This window comes from Nocardia sp. NPDC003269 (assembly GCF_042888005.1).
In the GTDB taxonomy this organism is placed as follows: domain Bacteria; phylum Actinomycetota; class Actinomycetes; order Mycobacteriales; family Mycobacteriaceae; genus Nocardia.
On sequence record NZ_JBIAPA010000003.1, the window covers coordinates 831,622 to 845,343 of the forward strand.

The 13,722-nt window shown below is 70.8% G+C and carries 14 protein-coding genes; 9 read left to right on the plus strand and 5 right to left on the minus strand.

What is annotated here, in order from left to right:
- Positions 1–11: 11 nt before the first annotated feature.
- The 6 genes from ACFYWJ_RS23810 to ACFYWJ_RS23835 all read left to right on the plus strand — a co-directional run bounded on the left by ACFYWJ_RS23810 (position 12) and on the right by ACFYWJ_RS23835 (position 5,307).
- Entirely contained in the window at positions 12–209 is a 198-nt protein-coding gene (locus ACFYWJ_RS23810) for a ferredoxin (protein ID WP_355278070.1), read from the plus strand.
- Positions 206–1,870, plus strand: a complete 1,665-nt coding sequence (locus ACFYWJ_RS23815) for an OB-fold domain-containing protein (RefSeq protein WP_355278073.1) — start codon at positions 206–208, stop codon at positions 1,868–1,870. The genes ACFYWJ_RS23810 and ACFYWJ_RS23815 overlap by 4 nt, the downstream gene beginning before the upstream one ends.
- 21 nt (positions 1,871–1,891) lie before the next feature.
- Positions 1,892–2,848 (plus strand): alpha/beta fold hydrolase, encoded by a 957-nt coding sequence (locus tag ACFYWJ_RS23820; protein ID WP_355278076.1) that lies wholly within the window; start codon positions 1,892–1,894, stop codon positions 2,846–2,848.
- A gap of 5 nt (positions 2,849–2,853) precedes the next feature.
- Positions 2,854–3,375, plus strand: coding sequence for a DoxX family protein (locus ACFYWJ_RS23825; protein WP_355278078.1), 522 nt, complete (start codon positions 2,854–2,856; stop codon positions 3,373–3,375).
- Positions 3,375–4,208 (plus strand): NAD(P)-dependent oxidoreductase, encoded by an 834-nt coding sequence (locus ACFYWJ_RS23830; protein ID WP_355278081.1) that lies wholly within the window; start codon positions 3,375–3,377, stop codon positions 4,206–4,208. Before ACFYWJ_RS23825 ends, ACFYWJ_RS23830 begins: the two co-directional genes overlap by 1 nt.
- Positions 4,209–4,485: 277 nt before the next feature.
- On the plus strand, positions 4,486–5,307 hold the full coding sequence (locus tag ACFYWJ_RS23835) for an NAD(P)-dependent oxidoreductase (protein ID WP_355278084.1): 822 nt from the start codon (positions 4,486–4,488) through the stop codon (positions 5,305–5,307).
- Positions 5,308–5,393: 86 nt separating this feature from the next.
- On the opposite strand, the gene ACFYWJ_RS23840 is transcribed toward ACFYWJ_RS23835, so the two are convergent.
- Positions 5,394–5,582: a ferredoxin gene (locus tag ACFYWJ_RS23840; protein WP_355278086.1), complete on the minus strand. Its 189-nt coding sequence runs from the start codon at positions 5,580–5,582 to the stop codon at positions 5,394–5,396.
- Positions 5,582–6,871 (minus strand): cytochrome P450, encoded by a 1,290-nt coding sequence (locus ACFYWJ_RS23845; RefSeq protein WP_355278089.1) that lies wholly within the window; start codon positions 6,869–6,871, stop codon positions 5,582–5,584. Before ACFYWJ_RS23845 ends, ACFYWJ_RS23840 begins: the two co-directional genes overlap by 1 nt.
- Positions 6,872–7,014: 143 nt before the next feature.
- Between ACFYWJ_RS23845 and ACFYWJ_RS23850 the strand changes: the two genes are divergently transcribed.
- The 3 genes from ACFYWJ_RS23850 to ACFYWJ_RS23860 all read left to right on the plus strand — a co-directional run bounded on the left by ACFYWJ_RS23850 (position 7,015) and on the right by ACFYWJ_RS23860 (position 10,478).
- A complete protein-coding gene (locus tag ACFYWJ_RS23850) occupies positions 7,015–8,151 on the plus strand; it encodes an acyl-CoA dehydrogenase family protein (protein WP_355278091.1) in 1,137 nt (378 codons plus the stop codon).
- 31 nt (positions 8,152–8,182) lie between these two features.
- A complete protein-coding gene (locus ACFYWJ_RS23855) occupies positions 8,183–9,412 on the plus strand; it encodes an acyl-CoA dehydrogenase family protein (RefSeq protein ID WP_355278094.1) in 1,230 nt (409 codons plus the stop codon).
- Positions 9,413–9,557: 145 nt separating this feature from the next.
- Positions 9,558–10,478, plus strand: coding sequence for a DAPG hydrolase family protein (locus ACFYWJ_RS23860; RefSeq protein ID WP_355278096.1), 921 nt, complete (start codon positions 9,558–9,560; stop codon positions 10,476–10,478).
- A 27-nt stretch (positions 10,479–10,505) separates the two neighbouring features.
- Here the strand turns inward: ACFYWJ_RS23860 and ACFYWJ_RS23865 are convergent, their stop codons facing one another.
- Genes ACFYWJ_RS23865 through ACFYWJ_RS23875 form a run of 3 tightly spaced genes read right to left on the minus strand, consistent with a single transcriptional unit; the run spans position 10,506 to position 13,704 of the window.
- Entirely contained in the window at positions 10,506–11,273 is a 768-nt protein-coding gene (locus ACFYWJ_RS23865; RefSeq protein ID WP_355278098.1) for an enoyl-CoA hydratase-related protein, read from the minus strand.
- Positions 11,273–12,544 (minus strand): acetyl-CoA hydrolase/transferase C-terminal domain-containing protein, encoded by a 1,272-nt coding sequence (locus tag ACFYWJ_RS23870; protein WP_355278101.1) that lies wholly within the window; start codon positions 12,542–12,544, stop codon positions 11,273–11,275. The genes ACFYWJ_RS23865 and ACFYWJ_RS23870 overlap by 1 nt, the downstream gene beginning before the upstream one ends.
- A complete protein-coding gene (locus tag ACFYWJ_RS23875) occupies positions 12,541–13,704 on the minus strand; it encodes a CoA transferase (protein WP_355278104.1) in 1,164 nt (387 codons plus the stop codon). Before ACFYWJ_RS23875 ends, ACFYWJ_RS23870 begins: the two co-directional genes overlap by 4 nt.
- Positions 13,705–13,722 lie beyond the last annotated feature (18 nt).

Sequence of the window (13,722 nt, forward strand, 5' to 3'; positions counted from 1 at the left end):
GAAGTTTCATCGTGAAGGTCCAGGTCGATGCGCAGCGCTGCCAGGGGCACACGCTGTGCGCCATGATCGCGCCGAAGGCGTTCGAACTCAGTGATATCGACGGCCACTCCTCGCCGGTCGACGAGCAGGTGCCCGCCGATCAGCAGGACCAGGTGCGCGAAGCGGTGCACTCGTGCCCCGAGCGCGCCATCTCACTGGCGGAACAGTGACCGAGGACGGCACACCCGCGTCCGGGCGGCCGCTGCCGCAGCTCGGCCCGGACAACGAATTCTTCTGGACCGCGGGCGCCGACGGCGTCCTGCGGATCCAGGAGTGTCACTCCTGCGCAGCCCTGCTGCATCCACCGCAGCCGGTGTGCCGGTACTGCCGTGGAAGCGAGCTCGGTGTCCGCGAGCTCTCCGGCCGCGCGACGCTCATCGCGTACACGGTGAACCATCGCTTCGCCGTGCCCGGCCTGGACCCGCCGTATGTGGTGGCCACCGTCGCGCCCGTCGAGGATACCCGGGTCCGGCTGACCACCAATATCGTGGCGGCCGAGCCGGATTCGCTCGAACTCGGCATGCCGGTCGAGGTCACCTTCCAGCCCGACGGTGACGTGTGGCTGCCACTGTTCCGCCCGGTCGCCGGCGAGCCGGTCGCGCTGCCGGTGGACGAGATCGCCCCGGACGGCTACGCCGCGCGCATCCGGCCGATGGTGCGCGGCGACAAGTTCGAGGACCGGGTCGCGCTCACCGGCATCGGGATGTCGCAGATCGGCCGCAGGCTCATGGTGCCCGCGCTGTCGCTGACCGTGGCGGCCTGCGAGCGCGCGGTCGCCGACGCCGGACTCACCTTCGACGACATCGACGGGCTGTCGTCCTATCCCGGCGGCGGCAATCTCGGCGGGTTCGGCGAAGGTGGGGTGACCGCGCTCGAGGCCGCGCTGGGGATCCGGCCGACCTGGCACAACGGCGGGATCGAAACCTTCGGTCCCGGTGGCTCGGTGATCGCCGCGATGACCGCGGTGGCCGCCGGGCTGGCCCGGCACGTGCTGTGCTTCCGCACCGTCTGGGAATCCACGTTCGCCGAGCAGATGAAGGCGGGCCGGATCACCCCGGGCGGTGGCCGCACCGCCAGCTGGCTGACCCCCTTCGGCGCCACCTCCGCCGCGCACACCCTGGCGCAGAAGGCGCAGCGGCACTTCCACGACTACGGCACCACCCGCGAGACTCTTGGCTGGATCGCGCTCAACCAGCGCGCCAACGCCGAACTCGATCCCACCGCGGTCTATCGCGACCCGATGACCATGGACGACTATCTCGCGGCCCGGCCCGTCACCAGCCCGTTCGGGCTCTACGACTGCGATGTCCCGTGCGACGGCGCGGTCGCCGTGGTCGTCTCCGCGGTCGACACGGTCGCCGATCTGGCGAGCACCCCGGTGTTCGTGGAAGCGGTCGGCACCCAGATCGTCGAGCGCATCGAGTGGGACCAGAGCACCCTCACCCACGAACCACAGGTCCTCGGTCCGGCCGCGCACCTGTGGACGCGCACCGACCTGCGGCCCCGCGATGTCGACGTGGCCGAACTCTACGACGGCTTCACCTTCAACTGTCTGTCCTGGATCGAGGCGCTCGGGTTCTGCGGAATCGGTGAGGCCGCGGACTTCCTCGACGGCGGCAAGAACATCGCCCGCGACGGGCTGATCCCGGTGAACACCCACGGCGGGCAGCTCTCCCACGGCCGCACCCACGGCATGGGTCTGCTGCACGAGGCCATCGCGCAGTTGCGCGGCGACGCCGGACCACGACAGGTGTCCGGCGCCCGGGTCGCGGTGGTGTCCAGCGGCGGGCTCACCCCCGGCGGTGCGATGCTGCTGCGCGCCGGGTCATGAGTGCCAGGAAAGCGAGATGACGTGACCCTCACCCATTCCGGGCTCCCCACCGTCGGTGACGACGCGCCCGCGGCTGTCGTCACCGAGGTCGACGGCGTTCCGGTCTCGGCGTTGTTCGCCGAGGCACCGGCGCCGCGCGCGGTGCTGCTCGCTCTGCACGGCGGGTCGACGACGTCGGCCTATTTCGACTGTCCCGGGCATCCGGAGCTGTCGCTCGTGCGGGCGGCGCATCGGCTCGGCTACACGGTCCTCGCGCCGGACCGCCCCGGTTACGGCAGCTCCGCGCCCTACGCCGAGCGGCTGATCCCGGCGGCGGTCCGCGTCGACCTGATGTTCGAGGCGCTCGCGGCCTTCCTGCGCGGGCGCCCGCGCGGCGCCGGAGTGTTCCTCACCGCCCATTCGGCCGGCGCGGAACTGGCGATGCGGATGGCGGGTGATCCCCGGTTCACCGACCTGCTCGGCGTGGAGCTGGCGGGCACCGGCTTTCGCTATCACCCCGACGGCGCGGGCATCCTGCGCACCGTCGGCCCCGATTCGCCCCGTCCGCCGGGCGTCGGTGACCTGATCTGGAATCCGCCGCGGCTCTATCCGGCCGACGCCCGCCGCGGCGCCTCGATCGCGGTGCCTGCCCCGCCGGCGGAGACCGAGGCCGTCGCCGACTGGGCCACGCGGATCTTCCCGGCGCTGGCCGCCGGAATCCGGGTGCCAGTGCGGTTCTCCGCGGGCGACCACGAGCGGGTCTGGTGCAACGATGTGGCCGCGCTGGCCGAGGTGGGCGCGCTGTTCACCGCCGCGCCGCGGGTAGTGCTCAACCGCCAGCTCGACACCGCGCACAACATCAGTGTGGGCAATACCGCCGCGGCCTATCACCTGGGTCTGCTCGCGTTCGCGGAGGAATGCATGGTCACCGCCGAGCACGGCGAATTCTCCGGTCCCACCACACAATTGGACGGCGGCACGGTGCCGCCGGAGAGGTGAATGTGATGGACGCGACCGATACCGCCCTGCTCCTGCTGCGAGTCGTGGTGGGCGCCACCATGATCGCGCACGGGGTCAACCACTGGCTCGGCGGCGGTGGGATCGCAGGCACCGCGGGCTGGTTCACCGGGCTCGGCCTGCGCAACGGCGTGTTGCAGGCGTGGGCGAGCGTGGTCACCGAGATCGGTGCCGGCGCGCTGCTCGTGCTCGGACTCGGCACACCGCTGGGCGCGGGCGCGGTGGTGGGCGTGATGCTCGTCGCCGGGCTGCTCGCCCACCGGACGAACGGATTCTTCGTGTTCAAGGAGGGCTACGAGTACGTCCTCGTGCTCGCCGTGGCGGCGGTCGCCCTGGGCGCGCTCGGCCCCGGCCGGGTCTCGCTGGATCACACCCTCGACATCACCGTCACCGGCTGGGCGGGTGGACTTCTCGCGCTCGGACTCGGTGTCGCCTCGACCATCGGCCTGCTGGCAGCGTTCTATCGCCCGGCCCCGGCCCCCGTCGTCACCGGACAGGAGGCGCACTGATGCGCATCGGATTCATCGGACTGGGCAGCCAGGGCGGACCCATGGCCCGGCGCATCATCGACGCCGGCTACCCGACCACGCTGTGGGCGCGCAGGCCCGCATCGCTCGAGCCCTTCGCCGACACCACGGCGAGCACCGCCGACTCCCCCGCCGCCCTTGGCGCGGCCGCCGATCTGGTGTGCGTGTGTGTGGTCGGTGACGCCGACGTCCGCGAGGTCGTCACCGGTGAGCACGGCGTACTGGCAGGCATGGCACCCGGCTCGGTGCTCGCGGTGCACTCCACCGTGCACCCGGACACCTGCCGTGAACTCTCGGAACTCGCCGCACGCCAAGGTATTTCGGTCCTCGACGCACCCGTGAGCGGCGGTGGCCCCGCCGCCGCCGAGGGCCGACTGCTGGTGATGGTCGGCGGACCCGCCGACGCGGTCGAGACCGCGCGGCCGGTCTTCGCGACCTACGCGAATCCGATCGTGCACCTCGGCGACGTCGGCGCGGGCCAGTTCGCCAAGCTGCTCAACAACCTGCTGTTCACCGCCAATCTCGCGACCGCACAGGGAACTCTGCGCCTCGGCGCCGAGCTCGGCCTCGACACCGCGCGGCTCGGCGAGGTCATCACCCACGGCACCGCCGACAGCTTCGCACTGGGACGCGTCGTGGCCTCGGGCGGCACCCTCGACGGCTTGGCCGTCCGCGCGGGCGAGCTCCTGCGCAAGGACGTCGGATTGCTCGCCGACCTCGCCGCCGCCGCGGCCGCGGAGCCGGGGATCGAACTCGACGCCGCCGATGCCGCCCTGGCAGTGATGAAGCGGGAACGACAGGCACTGCCCCGCTGACGATTTCGGAATCGGTGCGCTGCGGTGTGCGGCTGTTGCTGCTCTGCCCCCGCAGACGGCGTGGTGATCGACCGGCTGATCAACGCGCTGCCAACCGCAGGCGGCAGAGCGATTCGACCGATCACCAGTCCGGCCGATCACCGCAATGTCCGCCCAAAGGCCCGATGTTCGGTCGGCTCACCAGTCCGGCTGACGACGAGCGATGGCGTTGCCGCTGTTCGGCACCGGCGGAAATCACTGATCCTCCTGTCGCTGCCCGATCGAAGAAGGAGAACCGATGCGTGTGGGATTCGTGGGCGCGGGCCGGATGGGCAAGCCGATGATCGCCCGTCTCGTCGACGTCGGGCACTCTGTACGGGCTCTGGCCCGCAAGGCCGAGACGCACGAGGAGTTGGCCGCCGTCGGCGCCACTCCCGTCGCGTGCGTTTCCGAGGCGGCCCACGACGCCGAGGTGCTCATCGTCTGCGTGTTCAGCGATGACCAGGTACGCGAGATCTGCCTGGAGGGACCGCTTCTCACCGAGCTGCCCGCCGACGCGCTCGTCGTCCTGCACACCACCGGCAGCCCGGAGACCGCCGTCGCCGTCGCGACCGCCGCGACCCACCGGGGTATCGGTGTGGTCGATGCCCCGGTCAGCGGTGGCCCGCACGATATCGCCGCGGGCACCCTCACGGTCTTCCTCGGCGGGTCCGACGGCGACTGCCGCCTCGCGACCGAAGTTCTTGGCGCCTATGCCGATCCGGTCCTGCGCGTCGGCGGGCTCGGCGACGGTCAGCGCGTGAAGCTGGTCAACAACGTCCTGTTCGCGGCGCAGATCGGTCTCGTCGCCGAGGCGGTGCGGCTGGGTGCCCACCTCGGCCTGTCCGAACCGGCGCTGCTGGCCGCGCTCCCCCACGCCAGCAGCGGCGGCAACGCGGTCACCCGGATCGCGGGCAGGGGCTCGGTGGACCTGTTCCGCACCACCGTCGGCGAATTCCTGCGCAAGGACATCGCGGTCGCCGGCGCGGTCGCCGACGCACTCGGCGCGGACCTCGGCCTCCTCGAAGCCGCGATCCGCGCCGGTCTGACGCCGTCGACACCGGTCACCCCATCCTCCTGAGCCTGGCGGTGCCAGCCGAGTAACCGATCAGACCGCGAGCCGGACACGAAATGGGTTCCGCTGCACCGCAACGGAACCCATTTCACTCACTCCACGACGATGGCCTGCTCCGGACAGGCCGACACGGCTTCCTCCACCGCACCGACCAGATGGTCGGGCACCGCACCCGGGGCCGTCTCGGCATAGCCGTCCACGTTCAGCGTGAAGACCTCGGGACACAGCCCCAGGCAGGCACCGTGGCCACGGCAGCGGTCCGCGTCGACAGTTACCTTCATCAGGCCTCCTCGGTGTCGAATTCCAGGTGCAGCGAGGTGAGCCCACGCAGGATGAAGGTGGGCAGGTAGTGATACCGCCGCTCCTCCGCGGGCCCGTGCACGGCCTCGTCGATGCGCAGATCGGTGGTGCGGGCCAGCAGGCGTTCGATGGCGATCCTGGCTTCCGCGCGGGCCAGCGGCGCGCCCGGGCAGGTGTGCGCACCGCGCCCGAAGGCGATGTGCTGGCGGGCATTCGAACGCGCCGGATCGAACGTGGTCGGATCGTCGAAACGGCGCGGGTCACGATTGGCCGCACCGTTGACGACCATCAGTACGGTCCCCACCGGCACCTCGGCACCGCCCACCGTCGAGGTCGTCTTCGCGAGCCGGAAGTCGCCCTTGACCGGGCTCTCCATCCGCAGCGATTCCTCGATGAAGTTCTGGATGCGGCTCTTGTCCGCGCGCAGGTACTCCTGGATGTCGGGACGCTCGGCGAGCAGTTTCAGCGCCGAACTCAGCAGCCGGACCGTGGTCTCCTGGCCGGCCGAGAAGACGTTGGCGGCCACCCGCACGACGTCGATGACCTCCGGCTGCGACCCGTCCGGGAAGGTCGCGGTGGCCAGGCTGGTGAGCACGTCGCCGCGCGGGTTGCGGCGGCGGTCCTCGATGTAGGCCGAGAACTTGCCGTAGAGGAACTCGATCGGGTTGTGCGACATGCCCTCACCCTGCGTGGAGCCGACGCTGGCGCCCTCGCGGTGCGGGTCGCGCTGCAGGGTGTGCAGGAACTCGTCCTGGTCGTCCTTGGGTACACCGAGCAGGTCGGCGATCACGTAGAGCGTGAAGGGACCAGCGAATTCGCGCATGCAGTCACCGCCGGTGACCAGGTAGTGGTCGAGCATGCGGTCGGCGATCGACCACATCGCCTCCTCGTTCTCCTTCAGCCGCTTCGGCGTGATCAGCCGCATGAGCAGCGCGCGATGGTCGGTGTGCGTCGGCGGATCCATCGTCGGCAGCTGATCGCTCATCGGGAGGCTGTCGCGATGCTCGGCGATCACGGCGTCGACATCGCTGTTCTCGTCCAGCGGAACCGGGAATCCGGGGAACGGGCCGGTGACGGCGATGCACGAGGAGAACCGTTCGACATCGTTGTAGACCTCGAGTGCCTCGTCGTAACCGGTCACCATCATCACGTCGTGATGCCGCTCGCGGGTCACCGGACATTGCTCGCGCAACGAGTCGAAATAGGGGTAGGGATCTGCCACCAGCTCCTGTCCGAGGAAGAAGTCCAGATCCTGGAAGTTGTTCACCACGCGACGGGTCCCTTCGAGATTCCGGTCGACGCCACCCAGCGGCTGTTGGTGCCAGTCGACTTCCGTGATTGAGAATAAGCCTCTCACATGTGAGTATGAGATTTCCACACTGCTTGCTGCGCGTCAACCGGAGGACCGATCCGATGCCCCACGACCCCACCGCGGACCAGCGGTTTTTCCAGACGACCACCCGTGAATTCCTCGCGGGCACGGTCCCGATCGACACCGTGCGTGCGCTCGCCGACGCCGGGACCGGTTTCGATCGGGACTGGTGGCGACGCGGCGCCGAACTCGGCTGGACCGCGATGCTGGTGCCCGAAAGCCTCGGCGGCGGTTCGGTTTCCGGCTACCCGATGACCGAACTCGCCCTGGTCGCCGAGGAACTCGGCCGCGCCGCGGCACCCGGCCCGTTCGTCACCACCACCGCCGCGCTGGCGGGTCTGCGCGCCACCGCGAGCCACCTCGCCGACACAGTCGCCGCGATCGTGGCCGGAACGGTCGTCGTGACCTGGGCGGTGTACGAACCCGGTGCGGGATTCGGCGCGCTCACCGGCGAAGCCGCCGGGACCAGAGCGGTGCGAGCCGGCGCCGGATACCGGTTGACCGGCGTCAAGGACCGGGTGGAGGCCGCCGATCAGGCCGATCTGTTCCTGGTCACCGCGACCGGCCCCGACGGCCCGATCCAGCTGCTGGTGCCCACCGATACGCCGGGCGTCGCGGTCAGCCCCACCTGGACCATCGATCTCACCCGGCGCACCGGCAAGGTCGTCTTCGACGATGTCGTCATCGGCGCCGACGCGGTGACCCACACCGGCGCCGAGGCCGCCGCCGCGGTGCGCGCGCAGGCAGGCGCCGCCGCCCTCGTCACCGCCGCGGAGTCGGCCGGCGCCGCCGACCGCGCCCTCACCCGCACGCTGACCTGGCTGTTCGAGCGCTACACCTTCGGACGGCCGCTGGCCTCATACCAGGCGCTCAAGCACCGGATGGCCGACAACAAGACCTGGCTGGAAGCCTGCCGCGCCACCGCGTTCGCCGCCGCGGCGGCCTGGGACGCCGAGGCGCCGGAGACCGGCGAGTACATCAGCATCGCGAAATCGTATGTGGGCGCGAAGGCTCCGGTGATCGCCCAGGACTGCGTGCAGCTGCACGGCGGAATCGGCGTCACCTGGGAGCACGATCTGCACCTGTTCCTGCGCCGGATCACCCTCGGTCGCGCGTTGTACGGCACACCCGAGGAACACCGGCGCCACATCACCGATCTGCTCGACTCCGCGGCCTGACCGCACCGTCCATCCAGGAAGGCATCGTCGTATGACCACCGACATCGAGACCGTCGAGGAATTCCGCGTCCGGGCACGGAACTGGCTGAAGGCCACGCTGCCCCCGGCGCCGCCGACGACCGCGCCCGCCGACACCGAGGAGGCGTGGCAGCACGCCCGCCATCTGCAGCGCGTGCTCCACGACGGGGGTTTCGCCGGCATCTGTTTCCCGACCGAATACGGCGGCCTCGGCCTGACCGCCGATCACCAGGCGGCCTTCACCGAGGAATCGCTGCCCTACGAGATGCCGCTGCTGCTGAACGTGCCCACGCTGGCCATCTGCGCGGCCAGCCTGCTCGATCTCGGGACCGAGGAGCAGAAGCGGACCCACCTGCCCGCCGTGCTGCGCGGTGACGAGATCCTGGTGCAGTTCCTGTCCGAGCCGCGCGGTGGCTCGGACCTGGCGGGCCTGACCTCCCGCGCCGATCGCGACGGCGACCAGTGGATTCTCAACGGCTCCAAGATCTGGAGTTCGGGCGCCTACGCCGCCGACTACGGCCTGTGCCTGGCCCGCACCGACTGGACCGTGCCCAAACATCAAGGCCTGACCCTGTTCCTGGTGCCGGTGCACGCCGAGGGGGTCACGGTGCAGCGGATCAAGCAGGTCACCGGCTCGACCGAGTTCTGCCAGGAGTTCTTCGACGATGTGGTGCTGCCCGCGGACGCGGTGGTCGGTGCGGTCGACGACGGCTGGGCAGCGGCCTCGCGCCTGCTCTTCCACGAGCGGGCGGCTTTGGGCGGCACCTCGCCCTACACCAGTGGCGCCCGCCCGCACCTCGGTGGCGAGGCCGACCAGCTGCTGCGCCTGGCGAAAGCGACCGGCCAGGACGGCGATTCGCGAGTCCGCGAGGACATCGGCGAAGCACGGGCCATGAACATCGTGCGCGATCAGCTCATCGTCCACGTCACCAGGGCGATCGCGGCGGGCACGCTGCCCCCCGCCGCGGGCGCCCTCCCCCGGCTCTTCTCCGCCGAGAACGCCTGGCTGCAAACCGATACCGCGCTGCGGATCGCCGGACCCGACGGCGCGACGCACACGCCGGGCGACGCCGCCGACACCGAGACCGTCGGCTTGGACTACCTGTTCCGCGCGGCTTGGAGCCTGGCAGGGGGCAGCACCGAGATGGCCCGCAACGTGATCAGCGAACGGGTGCTCGGCATGCCGAGGGAGGCCGCCGCCGACCGCGATATGCCGTTCGACCAGGTCCCGCACGGGCGGTAGCGCGCGGCTGCCCGCCCTCTCGCGACACGTCGATCGCCCCCGTCGATGGGGAGAACTCACCATTCGGCGGTCGGCCGATCGGTGCGGCGCCCAGCGACGGAGCTGACAGCGCAACGGGTCTCACCGCGCGCCCTAGTCTCGGGACATGGTGCGACAGCCGAACATCAGCCGCCGGGGCGCCCTCGCGATCGGGGTGGGGGCGGCCGGCACGCTGATGTCGACCGCCATGGGCGTCGCGCGGGCCGAGGATCCCGCCGACAACCAGCGCTACGCGGGATACACACCGCGGGACTGGGCCGAGCCCTACGCGAGGTACATGACCGGCCGCACGGCGCCAGCGCCGATGGTGGTCGTCGACGCCTATACGGGACCGCCCAGCCCGGCCGAGCGCATCCCGCTGTTCGCCGATCTGCCCGCCGACCTCGCGCCGAGCGGCACGTCACCGGTCGAGACCGGCTACGGCTTCACCGGTGACGGTGCGGTGTGGGTGGCGGTGCGCACCGAGATGCCGCGGGTGAGCGCGGCGATGTGGGATTGGTGGTTCGGCTGGCATCTGGCCGAGTCGGCCCGCTACAAGCTGTGGCACCCGGATGCGCACCGGTACGCCGAGGTCGCCGCCGACCGCAGCGGGGTGGCCGGTCCCGATCGGGATCGCTACGTCGGCAACATCTCCTATGTCGACGAGTACATCGGCGCCACATTGCAGCAGCTGGCCATCGCCTTCCGCGACCCGCGCGAGCACGGCTTCACCGTCCCCGACGGACACACCATCGTCTTCGGCCGCGTCGGCAGCAGCGTGTTCCCGGTGGACCTGGGCTGGCTCGCCCACCAGGTCCGCCCGATCGAGGGCGGCTGCGAGATGCGGTCGCGGTTCTATCTGAATCTCGTCGCACCTCGCCCGCCGGACCCGCACCACATCGCGCGGGCAGTGCAGCGCGGCGCTGCCGTCGATGTGGGCGACCTCGTGCCCGACCTCGCGATGGCGCGCGACCTCCTCATGTGCGGGCAGGAGATGAACCACCTCGCGCGATTCCTGCCCGAACTCCACGCCGAGTTCGGGCGGTAGGCGGCGGGTGATCCGGCCGATCCGCGATCACGTACCGGTCCACCGCGGGATGCGCTTCTCCGCGAACGCCAGCGGGCCTTCCTGCGCATCGGCGCTGCGATAGCACCGCACCGCCGCGTGCCGGGCCGCGTGCAGGGCGGCCGAACGCCCCATCTCGGTCGCGAGCATGACCGTCTCGCGTGCGGCGAGCACCGACAGCGGCGCCGCACCCGCGATCTCGCCTGCCAGTTCCAGCGCGTCAGGCAGCAGGTCGGCGGGCTCGACGAGACGGTTCACCAGGCCGATCTCGTAGGCGCGTCGCGCGTCGATCGGCTTGCCGGTGAGCAGGATCTCCATCATGATCCGCTGCGGGATCATGTGGATCAGCGGTGCGGCCCAGGGTGAACTGCGCCCCACCTTCACCTCGGTGACGGCGAAGCTGGCCTCCGTCGAGGCGACGCACAGGTCGCAGGCCTGGGCGATCATCCAGCCGCCCGCGAAGGCGGCGCCGTTGACCGCGGCGATCGTCGGTTTGCTCAGTTCCACCGTGTCGTAGGGCACCGGGAACATGTCCCGGGGCGGGATCGTCATCCCGGTCTCCACCATCTCCTTGAGATCCCCACCGGCACAGAAGGCCCGCCCCGCGCCCGTGAGCACCGCGACCCGCAGTGCCGGGTCCGCCTCGAAACGTTCCCACGCGGCGAACAACCCGGCCCGAACGTCGTGTGCCAGGCAGTTGCGGGTATCGGGGCGGTTCAGGGTGATGACCGCGATCCCGTCCGGCCTGGCCTCGAACAGCACTGCGTCCTCGGACATCAGAATCCTCTCCGCTGGATCTCGTGCGCCGCACGGTCCAGGTCGTCGCGAAAGCCGGGGTGCGCGACCGCGATCAGCGCGCGGGCCCGCTCGGCCAGCGTCCGGCCCGCCAGTTCGGCGGCGCCGTATTCGGTGACGATCACGTCGACATCACTGCGCGCGGTGGTGACCGGCCCCGACAGCGCCGCGCGGATCCGGCTGACCGACCCGCGCCGGGCTGTGGATTGCAGGGCAATCACCGACCGCCCACCCGGCGACCGCAGACCCGCGCGCACGAAGTCCACCTGTCCGCCGGTGCCGCCGAAATACGCTGTGCCGCTCTGCTCGGCATTGACCTGCCCGGTGAGATCGACCTCGACGGCCGAGTTCACCGTGACCAGCCGGCTGAGCCGCCCGAGCACCGCCGGGTCGTGGGTGTAGGCGGTGGTGCACATGCGGATCAGCGGATTGCGGTCAGCGAACCGGTAGAGCCGTTCGGTGCCGATGAGCGCGCCGGTCACCGAGACCCCGCGATCGATCTCCTTGCGCGCGTTGGTCACCACCCCGGCCTCCACCAGGTCGACCAGGGCATCGCCGATCATGCCCGAGTGCACCCCGAGGTCGGTGCGGTCGCGCACCAGCCGCAGCACCGCGTCGGGAACCGCGCCGATCCCGACCTGCAGCACGGCACCGTCGTCGATGAACCCGGCGACGTGCCGGGCGATCGCCTCGTCCACCGGTCCGATGGCGGCGGGGGTGACCCGCACCGGATCCCGGGAGACCCGGATCGCGACATCGATGTCGGTGGCGTGGATCCGCTCACCCACGGTGCGCGGCACCCGGTCGTTCACCTCGGCCACCACCACCCGGGCCGCGCGGATCGCGGACAGGATGTGGTCGCTGATCAGCCCCAGACTGTGTGTGCCGTCCGGGTCGGCGGGCGCGACCTGCACGAACGCGATGTCGCAGGGCAACTCGCCCGCCTCGAGCATCGGGCCGATCCGGCTGACATGACAGGGCACCACGCTCAGCAGGTGCTCCGCGGTGAGTCCGCGCAGCGCGCCGATGGCACCCATGCTCACCGGCTCGAACACCGCGGCTGCGGCCGGGGTGAGCAGGCCGGAGAAGCTGGTCGCGAGGAACAGCGACAGGTCCGCGATCTCGCCGCCCTGGGCGATGAGCGCCTCGATCAGGGTGGTCGGTTCGCCACAGGCCTGCCCGGCGACGATCCGGTCGCCGGGTCGCAGGATCGTCCGCAGGTCGAGGTCGGCGGCAGGCAGCACGGCGGTCATCCGGCCACCGGCCCGGGAACGACCGAGCGGAGCTGTTCGAGCACGGCGCCGGTATCGGCGCCGAGTCGCGGTGCGGGACCGGCGATCCGGCCCGGTGTCCGGGAGAAGCGCACCGGCGGGCCGGGGAAGCGGACCGGCCCGTGCGGGGTGTCCACGGTCTGGAAGAAGCCGACCGCCGCGAGATGCTCGTCATCGAACAGGTCGTCGAGCGAGCGCACCGGCGCCGCCGGGATCTCCAGCTTCCGCAGGATCGTCAACCACTCCTCGGTGGTGCGTTCGGCGAAGGTCTCGGCGAGCCGGGCGTAGACCAGATCGATCCGGGCCGCGCGCTGTGCCAGCGTGGCGAATTCCGGGCCAGCCCACCGCGGTCGCACGGCCGCCACGAACGCCGACCACTGCTTGTCGTTGTAGACCAGCGCCGCCAGGTATCCGTCGGCGGTGCGGTAGGGCCTGCGTTCCGGGGTCACCGCCCTGGGGTAGGCGGCGGGACCCAGTGGCGGCGAGAACAGGGCGCCGTTGCCGTGTTCGACCAACATGAACGCCGCCATCGTCTCGAACATGGCGACCTCGACCTCCTGACCCTCCCCGGTCCGCTGCCGATGCAACAGCGCCATCGTCGTGGCGTACACCGCGGTCAGGCCCGCGACCTTGTCGGCGATGATGGTGCCCACGTAACCCGGTGTGCCGGTGAGCATCTCCTGCACGGCGGGGAGACCGCAGGCGGCCTGCACGGTGTCGTCGTAGGCGGGCAGGCCGGAGTCCGGCCCCCCGCGACCGTAGCCGTAGCAGTTCGTGTAGACGATGGCCGGATTCAGCGCGGCCACCTCCCGATACCCGAACCCGAGCCGCTCGATCGCCGCCGCGCGCATGGAGTGGACGAAAACGTCGGCACCGGCGATCAGTTCGCGCAGGGCCGCCGCGCCGTCCTCGGTCCGCAGGTCGAGAACGACGCTGCGCTTACCCCGGTTGACATTGACGAAGACCCCGCTCATCCCGGGCTCGGGACCCACCGAGATGTAGCGGGTGTCGTCCCCGCGCGGCGGTTCGATCTTGATCACCTCGGCGCCCATGTCGGCCATGATCTGCGTGCAGTACGGCCCCATCACCATCGCGGTCAGGTCGATGACCCGAATCCCCGCGAGCGGACCTGTGTGTTCCATCGCGTCCCCTTTCGCCCA